An 18,738-nucleotide genomic window follows, 5' to 3' on the forward strand; every position below is an offset into this window, starting at 1 on the left:
CGCCCGGATGCTGCGGGCGGTTGCGGCCGTGACGCGGCGCGGAGGCATGCCCGTGCCGCCCGACCAGCGGAGGTCGTACGTATGAGCTCCACCAAGTACACCGAGTACGACGCGTACGCCGCCGAGGAGGCGACGGAGGGCAAGGTCTTCAACGTCGACGGTGGCGACTGGGACCAGGTCGTCGCCGGGGCCGAGGACGCCGGCGACGAGCGGCTGGTCATCAACATGGGCCCGCAGCACCCGTCCACCCACGGCGTGCTGCGGCTGATCCTGACGCTGGACGGCGAGACCGTCGACGAGTGCCGGGTGGGCATCGGCTACCTGCACACCGGCATCGAGAAGAACATGGAGTTCCGCACCTGGACGCAGGGCACCACGTTCTGCACCCGGATGGACTACCTGGCCCCGATCTTCAACGAGACGGCCTACAGCCTGGCCGTGGAGAAGCTGCTGGGGGTCACCGACCGGATCCCGGAGCGGGCGGAGATCATCCGGGTGATGATGATGGAGGTCAACCGGATCTCCTCGCACCTGGTCGCCATCGCCACGTTCGGCCTGGAGCTCGGCGCCACCACGGTGATGCTGAACGGCTTCATCGAGCGCGAGTACGCCCTCGACGTGTTCGAGGAGATCACCGGCCTGCGGATGAACATGGCCTACGTCCGCCCCGGCGGCGTCGCCCAGGACATCGGGCACGGCGGGTTCACCAAGGTCCGCGAGTTCCTCGACCGGATGCCCAAGCGGCTCCAGGCGCTCCGCAAGCTGATGGACTCCAACCCCGTCTACCTGGCACGCACCAAGGACGTCGCCCACCTGGACCTGCAGGGCTGCATGGCCCTCGGCGTCACCGGGCCGGTGCTGCGCTCCACCGGGCTGCCGTGGGACCTGCGCAAGACCCAGCCGTACTGCGGCTACGAGACCTACGAGTTCGAGGTCGCGACCCAGGAGAGCGCCGACGTCTACGGCCGCTACCTGGTGCGGATGCAGGAGATGGAGGAGTCCCTCAAGATCATTGAGCAGTGCCTGGACCGGCTCTCCACCGTCAAGGGCCCGGTGATGATCGAGGACAAGAAGATCGGCTGGCCCGCCCAGCTCGCCATCGGCACCGACGGGATGGGCAACTCGCCCCGGCACATCGCGCACATCATGGGCACCTCCATGGAGGCGCTGATCCACCACTTCAAGCTGGTGACCGAGGGCTTCCGGGTCCCCGCCGGGCAGGTGTACGCGGCGGTGGAGTCCCCGCGCGGCGAGCTCGGCGTCCACGCGGTCAGCGAGGGCGGCACCCGCCCCTACCGCGTGCACTTCCGCGACCCGTCCTTCACCAACCTGCAGGCCGCTGCCGCGATGTCGGAGGGCGGCATGGTCGCCGACGTCATCGCGGCCGTGGCATCGATCGACCCCGTCATGGGAGGCGTGGACCGCTGATGGGTTACACACCCGAGACGCTCGCCCGGTTGGAGCGGGACGCCAAGGACATCATCGCGCGGTACCCCAAGCCGCGCTCGGCCCTGCTGCCGATGCTGCACCTGGTGCAGTCGGTGGACGGGCACGTGACCCGGGACGGCATCGAGTTCTGCGCCGAGCAGCTCGGCATCACGCCCGCCCAGGTCACCGGGGTCGCCACCTTCTACACCATGTACAAGCGCGAGCGCGTCGGCGAATACCACGTCGGCGTCTGCATCAACACGCTGTGCGCGGTGATGGGCGGCGACCAGATCTGGGACGAGCTGAGCGCGCACGTCGGGGTCGGCCACGACGAGGCCACCGAGGACGGCAGGGTCTCCCTCGAACGCATCGAGTGCAACGCCGCCTGCGACTTCGCCCCGGTGATGACGGTCAACTGGGAGTTCTTCGACAACATGACCCCGGAGAAGGCCAAGACGCTGGTGGACGACCTGCGCGCGGGCCGCGAGGTCGTCCCGACGCGCGGGCCGGGCAGCGTGTGCACGTGGAAGGAGGCGTCCCGCGTGCTCGCCGGGTTCCCCGACGGCCGGGCGGGCGAGGGCGCGCAGGCGGGGCCGGAGACGCTGGTCGGCCTGGAGTTGGCCAAGAGTCGCGGTTGGGAGGCCCCGCCCGTCGACGTGGCGCGGCCCGAGCCCGACGACCCGGCGGCGGGCTCCAAGACGCAGGGGGACATCCACAAATGAGCACGACCCTGACCCCGGTCCTGTCCCGCCACTGGGACCAGACCGACTCGTTCACCCGCGCCGCCTACGAGCGCGAGGGCGGCTACCGGGCGATGCGCACCGCGTTCGGCATGGAGCCGGACACGATCGTCCAGGCGGTCAAGGACTCCGGGCTGCGCGGGCGCGGCGGCGCCGGGTTCCCCACCGGGATGAAGTGGGGGTTCCTGCCGCCGAGCAGCCCCAACCCCCGCTACCTGGTGGTGAACGCGGACGAGTCCGAGCCGGGCACCTGCAAGGACATCCCGCTGATGCTGGCCAACCCGCACGTGCTGGTCGAGGGCGTCATCATCAGCTCGTACGCGATCCGGTCCAACCACGCGTTCATCTATGTGCGCGGCGAGGTGCTGCACGTCATCCGCCGTCTCCAGCAGGCCGTCGCGGAGGCCTACGAGGCCGGGTACCTCGGCAAGGACATCCTCGGCACCGGCTACGACCTGGAGCTGGTGGTACACACCGGCGCGGGCGCGTACATCTGCGGCGAGGAGACCGCGCTGCTGGACTCGCTGGAGGGATATCGGGGCCAACCCAGGCTCAAGCCTCCCTTCCCGGCGGTGGCGGGGCTCTACGGCGGCCCCACTGTGATCAACAACGTGGAGTCGATCGCCTCCGTTCCCTCGATCGTGGAGAACGGGGCCGACTGGTTCGCCTCGATGGGCACCGAGAAGTCCAAGGGCTTCGGGATCTTCTCGCTGTCCGGTCACGTGACGCGCCCCGGCCAGTACGAGGCCCCGCTCGGCATCACGCTGCGGGAGCTGCTCGACATGGCGGGCGGGATCCGCGAGGGGCACCGGCTGAAGTTCTGGACCCCGGGCGGCTCGTCCACCCCGCTGTTCACCGACGAGCACCTCGACGTCCCGTTGGACTTCGAGAGCGTCGGCGCGGCCGGGTCGATGCTCGGCACCCGGGCGCTGCAGATCTTCGACGAGACCACCTGCGTGGTACGGGCGGTGCTCCGCTGGTCGGAGTTCTACGCGCACGAGTCGTGCGGCAAGTGCACACCGTGTCGCGAGGGCACCTACTGGTACAAGCAGACCCTCAAGCGACTCGACGCCGGCCAGGGCACCGAGGAGGACCTGGAGACGCTGCTGGACCTGTCCGACAACATTCTGGGCAGGTCCTTCTGTGCTCTGGGGGACGGCGCCACCAGCCCCGTGACATCGTCCATCAAGCTGTTCCGCGACGAGTACATCGCGCACTTCACCCAGGGCGGGTGCCCGTTCGATCCCGCCAAGTCGACTGTGTGGGCAGGTGGGCAGTGACGGTCACCGACAACACGAGCGCAGAGGTCGAGCACGTCAAGATGGTCCCGGTCACCATCGACGGGTTCGAGATCGAGGTGCCCGAGGGCACGCTCATCATCCGGGCCGCCGAGCTGCTGGGCATCCAGATCCCCCGGTTCTGCGACCACCCGTTGCTGGACCCGGTGGGGGCCTGCCGGCAGTGCCTGGTGGAGATCCCCGACGCCGGCAACGGCCGGGGGATGCCCAAGCCGCAGGCGTCCTGCACCACCGCCGTGATGCCCGGCATGGTCGTCAAGACGCAGCTCACCTCCGCGGTGGCCGACAAGGCCCAGCACGGGGTGATGGAGCTGCTGCTGATCAACCACCCGCTGGACTGCCCCGTCTGCGACAAGGGCGGCGAGTGCCCCCTGCAGAACCAGGCGATGTCCAACGGTCGGGGCGAGTCGCGGTTCCTGGACAAGAAGCGCACCTTCCCCAAGCCGATCCCGCTGTCCAGCGAGGTGCTGCTGGACCGGGAGCGCTGCATCCAGTGCGCCCGCTGCACCCGCTTCTCCGACCAGATCGCCGGCGACGCCTTCATCGACCTGTTCGAACGGGGCGCCAAGGAGCAGATCGGGACGGCCGAGGACCGGCCGTTCCAGTCGTACTTCTCCGGCAACACCGTGCAGATCTGCCCCGTGGGGGCGCTCACCGGGGCCGCCTACCGGTTCCGGTCGCGGCCGTTCGACCTGGTGTCGACGCCGAGCGCCTGTGAGCACTGCGCCTCCGGCTGCGCGCTGCGCACCGACCACCGCCGCGGCCGGGTGACGCGGCGGCTCGCCGGGGACGACCCGCAGGTCAACGAGGAGTGGAACTGCGACAAGGGCCGGTGGGCGTTCACCTACGCCACCCAGCCCGACCGGCTGACCCACCCGCTGGTCCGCAACGAGGCCGGCGAGCTGGAGCCGGCGTCCTGGCCGGAGGCGCTCACCATCGCCGCCCGGGGCCTGGCCGCCGCGCGCGGCAGGGCGGGCGTGCTGACGGGCGGGCGGCTGACGCTGGAGGACGCCTACGCCTACAGCAAGTTCGCCCGGATCGCGCTGGGCACCAACGACATCGACTTCCGGGCCCGGCCGCACTCCTTCGAGGAGGCCGAGTTCCTGGCCTCGACGGTGGCGGGCCGCGACATCGAGGTCTCCTACGCCGACCTGGAGAAGGCCCGCGTGGTGCTGCTGGCCGGGTTCGAGCCGGAGGAGGAGTCGCCGATCGTCTTCCTGCGCCTGCGCAAGGCGTACAAGAAGAACGGCCTGCGGGTCCACGCCGTCGCACCCTTCGCCACACGCGGCCTGGAGAAGATGGGCGGCACGCTGCTGCGGGCCCTCCCGGGCTCCGAGGCCGAGGTGTTGGGCGCGCTGGTCACCGGCGACCACCCGGTCGGCGAGGAGATGAAGGGCGAGGGCGCGATCATCCTGCTCGGCGAGCGGCTGGCCACCAGCCCGGGCGCGCTGTCCAGCGCCGTCCGGCTGGCCCAGGTCACCGGCGCCCGGCTGGCGTGGGTGCCCCGGCGGGCCGGGGAGCGCGGCGCGCTCGAGGCGGGGGCCCTGCCGGGCCTGCTGCCGATCGGCCGCCCCGTCACCGACGCGGTCGCCCGCGCCGAGGTCGCCCGGACCTGGAACGTGGCGGACCTGCCCGGTCTGCCCGGCCGGGACACCGCCCAGATCCTGACCGCCGCCGCAGCCGGTGAGCTCGACGCGCTGCTGGTCGGCGGAGTCGACCCGAACGACCTGGCCGACCCGATCGGCGTGCTGACGGCCCTGGAGGCCGCCCCGTTCGTGGTCAGCCTGGAGCAGCGGGCGAGCGCCGTCACCGACCGCGCCGACGTGGTGCTGCCGGTGGCCGCGGTCGCCGAGAAGGACGGCACGTTCGTCGACTGGGAGGGCCGCGGCCGGACCTTCGACGTGGCGCTGCGGGTGCCGGGCCGGATGTCGGACCTGCGGGTCCTGCACACGCTCGCCGGCGAGATGGACGTCCACCTGGCGCTGCCGGGGGCCGAGGCCGCCCGCCGCGAGCTGGCCGCCCTCGGCGCGCACCGGGGCAGCCGGCCCGAGCCGCCGGAGAGCGGTCCGGCGATCCGGCCGGAGCCGCTGGCGGGCGAGGCGCTGCTGACGACCTGGCGGCTGCTGCTGGACCGGGGCCGCCTCCAGGACGGCGAGCCCTACCTCGCGGGGACGGCCAAGGCCGCCGTCGCGAGGCTGTCACCGGCCACCGCCGCCGAGATCGGCGCGGACGCGGCGGTGACCGTCGCGCACGGCGGCCGGGAGCTGACCCTGCCGCTGGAGATCACGCCGGACCTGCCCGACCGGGTGGTCTGGCTGCCGACCAACTCCCAGGGCTGCGTCCTCTACCGGGACCTGGGCGCCGACGCGGGCGCGATCGTCTCGATCGCCGCCGCCCCGGCAGGCAGTGGAGGTGCCGCATGAGCGTCCCCGTGGCCGTGCTCGCCGCGCCCGACGACCCCACGCTGTCCTCCTTCGGGCGGGACCCGTGGTGGCTGATCGGCGGCAAGGTGCTGGCCATCTTCGTCTTCCTGGTCCTCACGGTGCTGCTGTCCATGTGGGTGGAGCGCCGGGTGATCGGGCGGATGCAGTTGCGCGTCGGGCCCAACCGGGCCGGGCCGTTCGGGCTGCTCCAGGGGCTGGCCGACGGCATCAAGCTGGCGCTCAAAGAGGACATCATCCCCAAGGGTGTCGACCGGGTCGTCTTCATCCTGGCGCCGATCATCGTGGCGACCCCGGCGTTCGTGTCGTTCATCATCATCCCGTTCGGGCCGACGGTGTCGATCTTCGGTCACCACACGCCGCTGCAGGGCACCGACCTCCCGGTCGCCGTGCTGCTGGTGCTGGCGATGGCCTCGATGGGGGTCTACGGCGGCGTGCTGATGGGCTGGTCGTCGATGTCGCCGTACTCGCTGCTCGGCGGTCTGCGCACCACCGCGCAGGTGATCTCGTACGAGATCGCGATGGCGCTGTCGTTCGTGGCGGTGTTCCTGTTCGCCGGGACCATGTCGACCAGCGGGATCGTCAACGCCCAGGCCGACACCTGGTTCGTGATCATGCTGCTGCCGTCGTTCCTGGTCTACGTGATGACGATGATGGGCGAGTCCGGCCGGATCCCGTTCGACCTCCCCGAGGGCGAGGGCGAGATCGTCGGCGGCATCCACACCGAGTACTCCTCGCTGAAGTTCGCGATGTTCTTCCTGGCGGAGTACATCAACATGGCGACCCTGTCGGCGCTGTGCACCACGCTGTTCCTCGGAGGCTGGCGGGCACCGTTCGGGGTGGTGAGCATCTGGGAGGGCGCCAACTCCGGCTGGTGGCCGGTGCTGTGGTTCATGCTCAAGCTCTGGGCGTTCATCTTCTTCTTCATCTGGCTGCGCGCCACGCTCCCGCGGGTCCGCTACGACCAGTTGATGAAGCTGGGCTGGAAGGTCCTCATCCCGTTCTCCCTCGGCTGGATCCTGCTGGTGGCCACCGTGCGCGGGCTGCGCAACGAGGGCTACGACATGACCCAGGTCGCGATCTGGTCCGCGGTCGCGATCGGCGGCGTGCTGCTGTTGTCCATCGCCTGGGACCTGGTGAAGGGCGACGAGGACGAGCAGGAGCCCGTCCCGGACCACGCCGAGGCCGAACCGTCGGTCGGCGGGTTCCCCGTGCCGCCGATGGACGCACCGCACTACCACGGCGTCGGGCGCACGGGCGTCGACGTCACCCAGAAGGGGGTAGCCCGTGGGACTCACTGACTTCCTGAACCCGGTCAAGGGGTTCGGGGTGACCTTCCACCAGCTCTTCACCAAGAGCGAGACCGTCCAGTATCCGGAGGTCAAGAAGCCCACGGCGCCGCGCTTCCACGGACGTCACCAGCTCAACCGGTGGCCGGACGGGCTCGAGAAGTGCATCGGCTGCGAGCTGTGCGCCTGGGCCTGCCCGGCGGACGCGATCTACGTGGAGGGCGCCGACAACACCGAGGACGAGCGCTACTCCCCGGGGGAGCGCTACGGCCGCGTCTACCAGATCAACTACCTGCGCTGCATCCTGTGCGGGCTGTGCATCGAGGCGTGCCCCACCCGGGCGCTCACGATGACCAACGAGTACGAGCTGGCCGACGACAGCCGCGAGGCCCTGATCTACACCAAGGACATGCTGCTGGCGCCGCTGCGCGAGGGCATGGAGCAGCCGCCGCACGCGATGCGACTCGGCGACACCGAGGAGGACTACTACCGCCTCGGGCTCAAGGACGGCCTCAAGGACGAGGGCGGTGAGGCGAAGTGACCCACGTGCTCGCGCAGACCGACGCGCAGGCGGGCGAGCCGGTGGTGTTCTGGCTGCTGGCGGTCGTCAGCGTGACCGCGGCACTGGGCATGGTCCTCACCCGCAAGGCGGTGCACTCGGCGCTGATGCTGGCGGTGGTGATGCTGTCGCTGGCGGTGCTGTACGCGGTGCAGGACGCCCCGTTCCTGGCGTTCGTGCAGGTCATCGTCTACACCGGCGCGGTGCTGATGCTGTTCCTGTTCGTGCTGATGCTGGTGGGCGTGGCCTCCACCGACTCGCTCGTGGAGACGATCCGCGGGCAGCGGCTGTGGGCCGTGATCGCCGGGCTGGGCTTCGCGGTGCTGGTCATCGCCGGGCTCGGCAACGCGGCGCTGTCCGACTCGGTCGGGCTGGCCGCCGCGCACGGCACGGAGGGCAACGTGAAGGGCCTGGCCCGACTGCTGTTCAGCAAGTACGTGTTCGCGTTCGAGGCGACCAGCGCGCTGCTGATCACCGCGGCGCTGGGCGCGATGGTGCTGGCCCACCGGGAGCGCACCACGCCCAAGCCCACCCAGCGGGAGCTGGCCAAGCGGCGCTTCCAGCCGGGCGGCTACCCGACCCCGCTCCCCGGCCCCGGCACTTACGCCCGGCACAACGCGGTCGACATGCCCGCGCTGCTGCCGGACGGCAGCGTCTCCGAGCTGTCGGTCAACCCGGTCATCGCGCGGCGCAGCGTCACCGCCGACATGCACGAGGACCTGGAGGGCCGCACCGAGGAGCAGGCGTTGCGGGACGACGTGGCGGACGTCCGGGGGGCGACCGACATCGCACACGACGCGGACGCCGAGACGCGCGAGGTGAAGGCGGGCACCCCCGCCGCCCCTGAAGGCGAGGCGGAGAAATGAGCCGGAGCGGAGTCCCGCTCGAGCAAGCGGAGTGGCCGGCGAGGAACGAGCCGTCCGCGGAGCGCGGGAGGAGGGCGACGCGACCATGAGCCCGAGCCACTACCTGGTCCTGTCGGCGCTGCTGTTCACCATCGGCGGCATCGGCGTGCTGGTGCGGCGCAACGCCATCGTGGTGTTCATGTGCGTCGAGCTGATGCTGAACGCCACCAACCTGGCGTTCGTGTCGTTCGCCCGCATGCACGGCAACCTCGACGGCCAGATCATCGCCTTCTTCGTGATGGTGGTCGCCGCGGCGGAGGTCGTGGTGGGCCTCGCGATCATCATGACGATCTTCCGGACCCGCAGGTCGTCGTCGGTCGACGACGCGAACCTGCTGAAGTACTGAAAGGCGATCGATGAAGGCCGAAGGCATCCAGGCCGTCGCCTGGCTTCTGATCGCCCTCCCGCTGGCGGGCGCGGCGATCCTGCTGCTCGGCGGCCGGGCCACCGACAAGTGGGGGCATCTGCTCGGCACCGCGATGTCGTTGGGCGCGTTCGTGGTCGGGCTGGCGATGTTCGTCCAGATGCTCGGCTACGACGGCGACGAGCGGCGGCGGACGATCCACCTGTACGAGTGGTTCGACGTCGGTGAGTTCCACGTCGACATGGGGCTGCTGGTGGACCCGTTGTCCATCAGCTTCGTCCTGCTGATCACCGGTGTGGGCTCGTTGATCCACGTCTACTCCATCGGCTACATGGCGCACGACGAGAACCGGCGGCGCTTCTTCGCGTACCTGAACCTGTTCGTCGCGGCGATGCTGCTGCTGGTGCTGGCCGACAACTACGTCGGTCTGTTCATCGGCTGGGAGGGCGTGGGTCTGGCCTCCTACCTGCTGATCGGGTTCTGGCAGCACAAGCCGACGGCGGCGGTCGCGGCGAAGAAGGCGTTCGTCGTCAACCGGGTCGGCGACCTGGGCATGGTCATCGGCATCTCGCTGATGTTCGCCACGTTCGGCACCGTCGGGTTCGGCGAGATCCTCGGCGAGGGCCACGGCCACGCGGGGCTGGCGGAGCAGATGAGCACCGGCACCGCCACCGCGATCGGGCTGCTCCTGCTGCTCGGCGCGTGCGGCAAGTCGGCACAGCTCCCGCTGCAGTCCTGGTTGTTGGACGCGATGGAGGGCCCGACCCCGGTGTCGGCGCTGATCCACGCGGCCACCATGGTGACCGCCGGGGTCTACCTGATCGTCCGGTCGGGTCCGATCTTCGAGCTGGCCCCGGACGCGCAACTGGTGGTGACCATCGTCGGCGCGGCCACCCTGCTGGCCGGTGCGATCATCGGTACCGCCAAGGACGACATCAAGAAGGCGCTGGCCGGCTCGACGATGTCGCAGATCGGCTACATGGTGCTGGCGGCGGGTCTGGGCCCGGCGGGCTACGTGTTCGCCATCGCCCACCTCATCGCCCACGGCTTCTTCAAGGCGGGGCTGTTCCTCGGCGCCGGGTCGGTCATGCACGGCATGGGCGACGACGTGAACATGCGCCACTACGGGGCGCTGCGCCCCTTGATGAAGATCACCTGGGCCACCTTCGGGCTCGGCTACCTGGCCATCATCGGGTTCCCGTTCCTGTCCGGGTTCTTCACCAAGGAGGGCATCATCGCCGCCGCGTTCGACAAGGGCGGCACCTCCGGGGCGATCTTGGGGTCCTGCGCGCTGCTCGGCGCGGCCATCACCTCGTACTACATGTCGCGCGTGATGTTCATGACCTTCTACGGTCAGGCCCGCTGGGACGCCGACGCGCACCCGCACGAGTCGCCGAAGGTGATGACCGTCCCACTGATCCTGCTGGCGGTCGGTTCGGTCGGCGCGGGCGGCTTCCTGGTGCTGGGCTCGTTCGCGCACTTCCTGGAGCCGGTCGTCGGCGAGGGCGGCCACCACGAGTTCCACTGGATCACCGCGCCGGGTGTCGCCGCGTTCGTGCTGATGGTGGCGGGCGTGGCGCTCGCCTGGCGGCAGTACGGCGCCCGCAAGGTGCCGCGCGAGGCCCCGGCGGGCTCGTTCGCCACGGTGGCGGCCCGCAAGGACCTCTACGGCGACGCGCTGAACGAGTCGCTGCTGATGCGGCCCGGTCAGTGGCTGACCCGGCTGGCGGTCTTCTTCGACAACCGGGGCGTGGACGGCCTCGTCAACGGCCTGGCCGCCGCCGTCGGCGGCACCTCGGGCCGGGTCCGCAGGATCCAGACGGGCTTCGTCCGCTCCTACGCCCTCTCCATGTTCGTCGGCGCGGCAGTGATCGTGGCCGCTCTGCTGGTGGTGAACGTCTGATGCCGCCCTCTCCCTACGCGTCCGATCGTCGCGGTGATCGTGGCCGCCTTGCCGGTGGTGAACGTCTGATGCGCCCTGTCCCTACGCGTCCGATGGCAGCAGTGATCGTCGCAGCCCTCCTGGTGGTGAACGTCTGATGGACGACTTTCCCTGGCTGAGCGTCCTCATCGCGGTGCCCGCGGTGGGCGCGCTGCTGGTGTCGCTGCTGCCGCGTGCTCAGGAGCGGCTCGTCAAGACGGTGGCGCTGGGTGTCACGGTGCTCGTCGCGCTCCTGACGTTCGTGATGGCGGCGGGCTTCGACACCGGCGGCCGGCGCTTCCAGTTCGACGAGACCTACGACTGGATCCCGGCGTTCGGGGTGCACTGGGCGGTCGGCGTGGACGGTGTCGCGCTGACGCTGATCCTGATGTCGGTGATCCTGGTGCCGCTGGTCGTGCTGGCCTCCTGGAACGAGGCGGAACGGTTCGGCGGGGTGATGGCCGGCGGCGATGCCGGGCCGGGCGAGGGCGCCGCCGAGGCGATGCCGAGCCGGTCCGTGAAGGGCTACTTCGCGCTGATCCTGGCCCTCGAGGCGATGATGATCGGGGTCTTCGCGGCCACCGACGTCTTCCTGTTCTACGTGTTCTTCGAGGCCATGCTGATCCCGGTGTACTTCCTCATCGGGTACTACGGCGGGCCCCAGCGCTCGTACGCGGCCGTCAAGTTCCTGCTGTACTCGCTGTTCGGCGGGCTGTTGATGCTCGTCGCGGTGATCGCCCTGTACGTGGAGGGGCCGGGCAGCTTCCTGCTGGAGGACCTCACCGGGCTGCAGCTCGACGAGGCCACCGCCAAGTGGCTGTTCCTCGGCTTCTTCGTCGCGTTCGCCATCAAGGCGCCGATGGTGCCGCTGCACACCTGGCTGCCGGACGCGGCCGGGCAGGCCCCGGCGGGTGCGCTGGTGCTGATCGTCGGGGTGCTCGACAAGGTCGGCACCTACGGCATGATGCGGTTCTGTCTGGAGCTGTTCCCGGGCGCGGCGACCTGGGCGGCGCCGGTGGTGCTCACGTTCGCGGTGATCAGCATCATCTACGGCGCGGTCCTGGCGATCGGCCAGGTCGACCTGAAGCGGCTGGTGGCGTACACCTCGATCTCCCACTTCGGGTTCATCGTGCTGGGCATCTTCGCGATGACCTCGCAGGGGCAGTCGGGCGCCGCGCTCTACATGGTCAACCACGGCTTCTCCACCGGGGCGCTGTTCCTGATCGTCGGCTTCCTGATCGTGCGTCGGCGGTCGGCCCGGGTGGACGCCTTCGGCGGGGTGCAGAAGGTCGCCCCGCTGCTGGCCGGCGCGTTCCTGCTGGCGGGCCTGTCCGGGCTGTCGCTGCCGGGGCTGGCGCCGTTCGTGTCGGAGTTCCTGGTGCTGGTCGGCACGTTCAGCCGGTACGAGGTCGCGGCGGTCATCGCCTCGCTCGGCATCGTGCTGGCGGCCGTCTACATCCTGTGGATGTACCAGCGGACCATGAACGGCCCGACCGCCGAGGCCGTGCAGGGCATGAAGGACCTGTCCCGGCGGGAACTCGCGGCGATCGCCCCGATCCTGGCCATCATCGTCGCGCTGGGCTTCTTCCCCAAGCCGGTGCTCGACGTGATCGATCCGTCGGTCGAACACACGCTCAGTCGGGTCGAGAAGACCGATCCGGCACCCACCGTCGCCGAGAAGGGGGCCCATCCGTGAGCCCAGTGCACCTCGTCGCGGCTCCGGGCGACATCCCGGCACCGCACATCGAGTACGGCCAGCTCGCCCCGATGCTGATCGTCTTCGGAGCGGCCATCGTCGGCGTGCTCGTGGAGGCGTTCGCGGGGCGGGAGTGGCGCTACCGGCTCCAGGTCCCGCTGGCGTTCGCGGCGCTGCTCGGCGCGTTCGTGTGGACGATCGTGCTCGCCTGGCGGGACGAGCCGTTCCACGTGGCGGCGATGGGCGCGATCGGGGTGGACGGGCCGACGCTGTTCCTGCAGGGCACCATCCTGGTGCTGGCGCTGGCGAGCCTGCTGCTGATCTCCGAGCGCAACACGGCGCACTTCGCCGCGCAGGCGTCCGCGCTGCCGGGCACCGAGGCGGAGCAACAGAGCATGTCGGCGGGGATCACCCAGACCGAGGTGTTCCCGCTGATGATGTTCGCGGTCGGCGGGATGCTGATGTTCCCGGCGTCCAACGACCTGCTCACCATGTTCGTGGCGCTGGAGGTCATGTCGCTGCCGCTGTACCTGCTGTGCGGGCTGGCCCGCCGGCGGCGGCTGCTGTCGCAGGAGGCGGCGGTCAAGTACTTCCTGCTGGGCGCGTTCTCCTCGGCGTTCTTCCTGTACGGGGCCGCGCTGCTGTACGGGTTCGCCGGCTCGGTGCGGCTTTCGGACATCGCCGCGAAGGCCGGTCAGGGCGCGGGCGGCGAGACCCTGCTGCTGGCCGGGATCGCGCTGCTGACGGTCGGGCTGCTGTTCAAGCTGGGCGCGGTGCCGTTCCACATGTGGAAGCCGGACGTGTACCAGGGCGCGCCGACGCCGATCACCGCGCTGATGGCGTCGTGCACGCTGGTCTCGGCGTTCGGAGCGATGCTGCGGGTGTACTACGTCGGGTTCGAGACGCTGCGCTGGGACTGGCGTCCCGCGATGTGGGCCGTGGCGATCATCACCATGGTCGCGGGGGCGGTCACCGCGATCACCCAGACCGACATCAAGCGGATGCTGGCCTACTCCTCCATCGCGCACGCGGGCTTCCTGCTCACGGGCGTGGTCGCGACCTCGCGCCAGGGCCTGTCGGGCACGCTGTTCTACCTGGCGGCCTACGGGTTCACCACGATCGGGGCGTTCGCCGTCATCACGATGGTGCGGGACGCGGGCGGCGAGGCCGCGCATCTGAGCCGTTGGGCGGGGCTGGGCAAGCGGTCCCCGGTGGTGGCCGGCGTGTTCGCGTTCTTCCTGCTGGCGATGGCCGGCATCCCGCTGACCAGCGGGTTCACCGGGAAGTTCGCGGTGTTCTCGGCGGCCGTGGAGGGCGGGGCGACCCCGTTGGTGGTGGTGGGCGTGATCGCCTCGGCGATCGCGGCGTTCTTCTACGTCCGGGTGATCGTGGTGATGTTCTTCAGCGACCCGGACGCCGACGGTCCCACGGTGGTGGTCGGCCCGACGACCGCGGCTGCGGTCGCCCTGGGGGTGACGGTTACTGTGGTACTCGGCGTGCTCCCCCAGCCGATGCTCGACCTCGCCGGGGACGCCGCCGCTCAGATGTTCGTTCGTTGACGGGCGCGGCCGGCGCGCGTCCTAGGGGGTCCCGGTGAACAGTGGCGTGCCGTTCGGGCTGCAGGTCGACGAGGCGCTCGCGGCGGACATGCGCGAGCGCCTGTCGGAGGTCGAGAGGCTGCTGACGGAGTCGATCGCCTCCGAGGACCCGTTGCTGACCGAGGCGTCGCGGCACCTGGTCGAGGCGGGCGGCAAGCGGTTCCGCCCGATGCTGGTGCTGTTGGCCTCGCATTTCGGCGACCCGGCCGCCGCGGGTGTGGTGCCGGCGGCGGCGGTGGTGGAGTTGACCCATCTGGCGACGCTCTACCACGACGACGTGATGGACGAGGCGACCATGCGGCGCGGCGAGGTGTCGGCGAACACCCGCTGGACCAACACGGTCGCCATCCTCACCGGCGACTACCTGTTCGCCCGGGCGTCGGACCTGCTGGCCGACCTGGGCCCCCAGGCGGTGCGGATCCAGGCGCGGGCGTTCGCCCGGCTGGTGCGCGGCCAGATGGCCGAGACCACGGGTCCGGGCGCCGACGCCGATCCGTTGAAGCACTACCTCCAGGTGGTGGCCGACAAGACGGCCTCGCTGATCGCCGTGTCCGGCCAGTTCGGGGCGATGCTGGCGGGCTCGTCCACGCACGTGGTCGACACGGTCACCTCCGCCTGCGAGAAGATCGGTGTCGCGTTCCAGCTCTCGGACGACATCCTGGACATCGCCTCGGAGTCCGACCAGTCCGGCAAGACCCCCGGCACCGACCTGCGCGAGGGTGTCCGTACGCTGCCCGTCCTGCACGTGCTGTCGACCACGGACGCCGAGAGCGCGCGGCTGCGGGAGCTGCTGGAGCAGGACCTCACCGACGACACGCTGCACGCGGAGGCGCTGGAGCTGCTGCGCGCCCACCCGGCGATGGACCGGGCGCGCGCCGACCTGCGGCAGTGGGCCGAGGACGCGCGCGGTGAGCTGCTGACGCTGCCGGACGTGCCGGTGCGGCAGGCGTTCACCGGTCTGTGCGACTACGTGGTCTCTCGTACCGGCTGAGCCGGGCCGTTTGCCGGTTTTGCCGGATAGCGGTTGTGCGGTTCATGGTGATCCACTAGTTATGTGGGGCGGCGGTCCTCTGTGATCCCGCCCTGGGGGACTCCGACCCTCAGGCCCAGGGGCACCGCCGGAGAGGTGTGCCCATGAGCTCGCAGCCGCTCAAGGAGAACTTCGCGCTGGTCGGCGCGCACGGCGAGGACGTCGCCGCCTACTTTTACGCCGACCTGTTCTCTCGCGCCCCCGCCGTGCGTCCGATGTTCCCGGCGTCCATGGAGAAGCAGCAGGAGAAGCTGCTCGCCGCGCTGTCGGCCATCGTGTCGCTGCTCGACGACCCCGCCGAGCTGGTGCCGTTCCTCGAGGACCTGGGGCGGCGGCACGACGGGCTGGGTGTTCGGCCCGAGCACTTCCCGGTGGTGGGCGCGAGCCTGCTCGCCACGCTGGCGCACTTCAGCGGGGACGCGTGGAACGAGGATCTGGAGCGCGAATGGGCGGCCGCCTACGGTACGGCGGCCGACGTGATGAAGGGTGCCCTCGCCTGAACGCGGATTGTGAGGAGTCTCAACGTATGGGCGGAATGTGCGTCATGAGGCTTTGATGTCGGTAAGGTCTTCCACGACCTTGACGCCGTCGGGGGAGACCCGTCCGTGGATGCACAGCGGTTGAAGGACAGCTTCGCCCATGTGGCGCGGCAGGGCGACGCCGTCGCCCTGTTCTTCTACTCCGACCTGTTCGTTCGCAATCCGCAGTTGCGCGACATGTTCCCCATCGGCATGAGCGTGCAGCGGGAGAAGCTGCTCGGGGCGCTCGGCGGCATCGTCGCCCAGGTGGACGACCTGCCGTCGCTCGTCCCGTTCCTGCAGCAGCTCGGCCGCGACCACCGCAAGTTCGGGATCGTGGCCGAGCACTACCCCGCCGTCGGCGCCAGCCTGCTGGCCACGCTGAAGTACTTCTGCGGCACGGCCTGGAACGACGACCTCGCCGAGGACTGGAACGCCGCGTACACACTGGTCTCCAAGGTGATGCTGGAGGCCGCCAACGAGGACGCCCTGCGCAGCCCCGCCTGGTGGAACGCCCAGGTCATCGGCGTGGAGCGGCGGCGCTTCGACATCGCGATGCTGCGGGTCGTCCCCGACCAGCCGCTGCCGTACCTGCCGGGCCAGTCCGTCGCGGTCGAGACCACGTCCCGCCCGCGGCACTGGCGCTACTACTCGATGGCCAACGCGCCGCGCGCCGACCACACGATCGACTTCCACGTGCGGCTCGTCGACGGCGGCCCGGTCAGCTCGGTGCTGGTGCGCTCCCTGCACGTGGGGGACCGGCTGCGGCTCGGCGCCCCGGTCGGGACGCTGACGCTGAACGAGGACTCTCCCCGGGACGTCCTCCTGGTGGCGGGCAGCACCGGCCTGGCCCCCCTCAAGGCGATCCTGGAGCAGTTGGCCCGCCGCCCGTCGCCGCCCCGCACCCATCTGTTCTTCGGCGCCCGCACCCACGAGGGGCTGTACGACCTCGAGGAGCTCAGCAAGCTGGCGATGGAGCTGCGCTGGCTGACGCTGGTGCCCGCCGTGTCCGACGAACCGCCCGGCACGCTCCCCGGCCTCCACCGGGCCGGCACGGCCCAGGCCGAGCACGGCACCCTGCCCGACGTGGTGGGCCGCCGCGGGCTGTGGATCGACCACGACGCGTACGTGTGCGGGCCGCCGGTGATGGTCGCCCGTACGAACGAGCGCCTGGTCCAGTTGGGTGTCAACCGTGACCGTATCCGGATGGAAACCTTCGCCGAAGCACAGAGGTGACCCCTTTGAACTCCCCGCACACTCCGGCAGGGCACCATTACTCCACGTCGTCCGACGGCGGCGTCCGGCACGACGACGGGCGGTACACCGGGCCCGACCCGGCCGAACCGGACCGCACGGGAGGCCACAATCTCCCGGCCACGATGGGCGAGTCGCGGCTGACCCCGGCCGAGCTGCAGTCCGTCACGTTCCCCCGCGCGCCGTTGGGCCGCCGGGGCTACGACGAGGAACGCGTCCGGTCGTTCCTGCAGTACATCGAGCGGGAGCTGGCCCAGATCTTCAGCGAGCGGACCGCGCTGGCCGACGAGGTGGCCCGTCTCCGCGAACGGCTCTCCGGCGTGTCCTCCGGCGGCGTCCCCCCGGAGGAGGCGCACTTCCAGGCGGTACGGATCCTGTCGCAGGCGCAGCAGACCGCCGACCTGTACGTGGCGGACGCCGAACGCTACACCCGCGAGCTGGCGCAGGAGGCCCGGCAGTACCGCGAGGCGATCCTCTCCGACGCCAAGTCGCAGGCCGAGCTGCTCCTCGACGAGGCGCACCGCAGGGCCTCCGCCGTCGCCGAGACCGCCGCGGCCGCCGCGCCCCCGCCCCAGCACGTGCCCTCCGGCGACCCCTCGTCGCTACCGGACGACGTGCGGCGGCAGATGGAACGCGAGATCGCCTACCTGCGGACCTACAGCGAGGTCTACCGCACCCACCTGCGCTCCTACCTGGAGTCGCTGCTGCGCAACGTCGACGAATGGGAGCGCTCGGAACGCGACGCGCTGCCGACCGGCGCCACGGAGCCTCCCCGCCCCCGCTGACCCCCGCCGGGGCGAACGACCGACGCGGCCAGGCGGTTGCGGCGGGCGACGCGCAGACCGTCGAACGTCAGGATCGCCAGGGCCGCCCACACCAACAGGAACCCGACCCAGCGGCTCCCCGGCATCGCCTCGTGCTGGATCAGCAGGCCGATCAGGAACTGCAGGACGGGCGCCAGGTACTGCAGCATCCCCATGGTGCTCATCGGGATCCGAATGGCCGCCGCGTTGAACAGCATCAGCGGCACCGCCGTCACGATCCCCGCGGCCGCCAGCAGCAGCGCCTGCGGGACCCCCTCGTGCCCGAACGTTCCCGTGCCGCGCCCCTCCAGCACCAGCAGGAACACCAGCGCGGGCACGAAGGTCACCGCCGTCTCGACCGCACGGCTCTCCGCCGACGGCATGCCGGCGACCTTCTTCAGCAGCCCGTACGTCCCGAACGAGCCCGCCAGCACCAGCGCCATCCACGGCGGCCGTCCGTGGTCGACGGCGAGCACCACCACGGCGAGGGCCCCCAGGCCGATCGCCGCCCATTGCCAGGGCCGCAGTCTCTCCCGGAACACCAGCACGCCCAGCAGCACGCTGATCAGCGGATTGATGAAGTAACCCAGCGACGCCTCGATGGTGTGCCCGGAGTTCACCGCGTAGATGTAGGTGCCCCAGTTGGCGGCGATGAGCCCCGCGGCGAGCGCCAACAGCCCGCCCTGCCTCGGGGTGAGCCCCCGGACCCAGGCCCAGTGCCTTCGAACGGTCAGGATCGCGGCCACGGCCGCCAGCGACCACAGCACCCGATGGGCGAGGATCTCCACCGCCCCGGCCGGCTTCAGCAACGGCCAGTACAGCGGGAACAGGCCCCACAGCACGTACGCCGCGACCCCGAAGCCCATACCGCGACGATCGATCACCGCGCCACTC

16 protein-coding genes are annotated in these 18,738 nt (G+C 70.6%); 15 read left to right on the forward strand and 1 reads right to left on the reverse strand.

The features are described from left to right. Positions 1 to 81: 81 nt before the first annotated feature. From DFJ69_RS17225 to DFJ69_RS17295, 15 genes are all read left to right on the forward strand, one after another. Positions 82 to 1,428: an NADH-quinone oxidoreductase subunit D gene (locus tag DFJ69_RS17225; protein WP_116023539.1), complete on the forward strand. Its 1,347-nt coding sequence runs from the start codon at positions 82 to 84 to the stop codon at positions 1,426 to 1,428. After that, positions 1,428 to 2,150: an NADH-quinone oxidoreductase subunit NuoE gene (gene nuoE, locus DFJ69_RS17230; protein ID WP_116023540.1), complete on the forward strand. Its 723-nt coding sequence runs from the start codon at positions 1,428 to 1,430 to the stop codon at positions 2,148 to 2,150. The genes DFJ69_RS17225 and nuoE overlap by 1 nt, the downstream gene beginning before the upstream one ends. Continuing rightward, positions 2,147 to 3,448 (forward strand): NADH-quinone oxidoreductase subunit NuoF, encoded by a 1,302-nt coding sequence (gene nuoF, locus DFJ69_RS17235; RefSeq protein ID WP_116023541.1) that lies wholly within the window; start codon positions 2,147 to 2,149, stop codon positions 3,446 to 3,448. The genes nuoE and nuoF overlap by 4 nt, the downstream gene beginning before the upstream one ends. Then, positions 3,445 to 5,889 (forward strand): NADH-quinone oxidoreductase subunit G, encoded by a 2,445-nt coding sequence (locus tag DFJ69_RS17240; protein ID WP_116023542.1) that lies wholly within the window; start codon positions 3,445 to 3,447, stop codon positions 5,887 to 5,889. The genes nuoF and DFJ69_RS17240 overlap by 4 nt, the downstream gene beginning before the upstream one ends. After that, a complete protein-coding gene (gene nuoH, locus DFJ69_RS17245; RefSeq protein ID WP_116023543.1) occupies positions 5,886 to 7,208 on the forward strand; it encodes an NADH-quinone oxidoreductase subunit NuoH in 1,323 nt (440 codons plus the stop codon). Before DFJ69_RS17240 ends, nuoH begins: the two co-directional genes overlap by 4 nt. Next, positions 7,195 to 7,737 (forward strand): NADH-quinone oxidoreductase subunit NuoI, encoded by a 543-nt coding sequence (gene nuoI / locus DFJ69_RS17250; RefSeq protein WP_116023544.1) that lies wholly within the window; start codon positions 7,195 to 7,197, stop codon positions 7,735 to 7,737. The genes nuoH and nuoI overlap by 14 nt, the downstream gene beginning before the upstream one ends. Beyond that, entirely contained in the window at positions 7,734 to 8,621 is an 888-nt protein-coding gene (locus DFJ69_RS17255; protein WP_116023545.1) for an NADH-quinone oxidoreductase subunit J, read from the forward strand. The genes nuoI and DFJ69_RS17255 overlap by 4 nt, the downstream gene beginning before the upstream one ends. A gap of 85 nt (positions 8,622 to 8,706) precedes the next feature. Then, a complete protein-coding gene (gene nuoK / locus DFJ69_RS17260) occupies positions 8,707 to 9,006 on the forward strand; it encodes an NADH-quinone oxidoreductase subunit NuoK (RefSeq protein WP_116026701.1) in 300 nt (99 codons plus the stop codon). 10 nt (positions 9,007 to 9,016) lie between these two features. Continuing rightward, entirely contained in the window at positions 9,017 to 10,927 is a 1,911-nt protein-coding gene (gene nuoL, locus DFJ69_RS17265; protein WP_116023546.1) for an NADH-quinone oxidoreductase subunit L, read from the forward strand. A gap of 136 nt (positions 10,928 to 11,063) precedes the next feature. Then, the gene (locus DFJ69_RS17270) at positions 11,064 to 12,641 is read left to right on the forward strand and encodes an NADH-quinone oxidoreductase subunit M (RefSeq protein ID WP_116023547.1); all 1,578 of its coding nucleotides are present in this window, start codon (positions 11,064 to 11,066) and stop codon (positions 12,639 to 12,641) included. Beyond that, entirely contained in the window at positions 12,638 to 14,200 is a 1,563-nt protein-coding gene (gene nuoN / locus DFJ69_RS17275; RefSeq protein WP_116023548.1) for an NADH-quinone oxidoreductase subunit NuoN, read from the forward strand. The genes DFJ69_RS17270 and nuoN overlap by 4 nt, the downstream gene beginning before the upstream one ends. Before the next feature lie 34 nt (positions 14,201 to 14,234). Next, positions 14,235 to 15,230, forward strand: coding sequence for a polyprenyl synthetase family protein (locus tag DFJ69_RS17280; protein ID WP_425453350.1), 996 nt, complete (start codon positions 14,235 to 14,237; stop codon positions 15,228 to 15,230). A gap of 143 nt (positions 15,231 to 15,373) precedes the next feature. Beyond that, positions 15,374 to 15,769, forward strand: a complete 396-nt coding sequence (locus tag DFJ69_RS17285; RefSeq protein WP_116023549.1) for a globin domain-containing protein — start codon at positions 15,374 to 15,376, stop codon at positions 15,767 to 15,769. Between the two features lie 105 nt (positions 15,770 to 15,874). Further along, on the forward strand, positions 15,875 to 17,023 hold the full coding sequence (locus DFJ69_RS36190; RefSeq protein ID WP_116023550.1) for a globin domain-containing protein: 1,149 nt from the start codon (positions 15,875 to 15,877) through the stop codon (positions 17,021 to 17,023). Between the two features lie 5 nt (positions 17,024 to 17,028). Next, positions 17,029 to 17,826 (forward strand): DivIVA domain-containing protein, encoded by a 798-nt coding sequence (locus DFJ69_RS17295; protein ID WP_116023551.1) that lies wholly within the window; start codon positions 17,029 to 17,031, stop codon positions 17,824 to 17,826. Here DFJ69_RS17295 and rarD read toward each other — a convergent pair. Continuing rightward, positions 17,730 to 18,728 carry an EamA family transporter RarD gene (gene rarD / locus DFJ69_RS17300; protein ID WP_342769862.1) on the reverse strand — a complete coding sequence of 333 codons (999 nt, stop codon included), beginning with the start codon at positions 18,726 to 18,728 and terminating at the stop codon, positions 17,730 to 17,732. The genes DFJ69_RS17295 and rarD overlap by 97 nt on opposite strands. Positions 18,729 to 18,738: the final 10 nt, after the last annotated feature.

It is taken from the genome of Thermomonospora umbrina (assembly GCF_003386555.1).
In the GTDB taxonomy this organism is placed as follows: domain Bacteria; phylum Actinomycetota; class Actinomycetes; order Streptosporangiales; family Streptosporangiaceae; genus Thermomonospora; species Thermomonospora umbrina.

What these genes read in the sequence shown, in the direction of transcription:
- DFJ69_RS17225 (WP_116023539.1), top strand. Translation starts at nt 82, where the DNA reads ATGAGCTCCACCAAGTACACCGAGTACGACGCGTACGCCGCCGAGGAG.
- nuoE (WP_116023540.1), top strand. Translation starts at nt 1,428, where the DNA reads ATGGGTTACACACCCGAGACGCTCGCCCGGTTGGAGCGGGACGCCAAG.
- nuoF (WP_116023541.1), top strand. Translation starts at nt 2,147, where the DNA reads ATGAGCACGACCCTGACCCCGGTCCTGTCCCGCCACTGGGACCAGACC.
- nuoH (WP_116023543.1), top strand. Translation starts at nt 5,886, where the DNA reads ATGAGCGTCCCCGTGGCCGTGCTCGCCGCGCCCGACGACCCCACGCTG.
- nuoK (WP_116026701.1), top strand. Translation starts at nt 8,707, where the DNA reads ATGAGCCCGAGCCACTACCTGGTCCTGTCGGCGCTGCTGTTCACCATC.
- nuoL (WP_116023546.1), top strand. Translation starts at nt 9,017, where the DNA reads ATGAAGGCCGAAGGCATCCAGGCCGTCGCCTGGCTTCTGATCGCCCTC.
- DFJ69_RS17270 (WP_116023547.1), top strand. Translation starts at nt 11,064, where the DNA reads ATGGACGACTTTCCCTGGCTGAGCGTCCTCATCGCGGTGCCCGCGGTG.
- DFJ69_RS17285 (WP_116023549.1), top strand. Translation starts at nt 15,374, where the DNA reads ATGAGCTCGCAGCCGCTCAAGGAGAACTTCGCGCTGGTCGGCGCGCAC.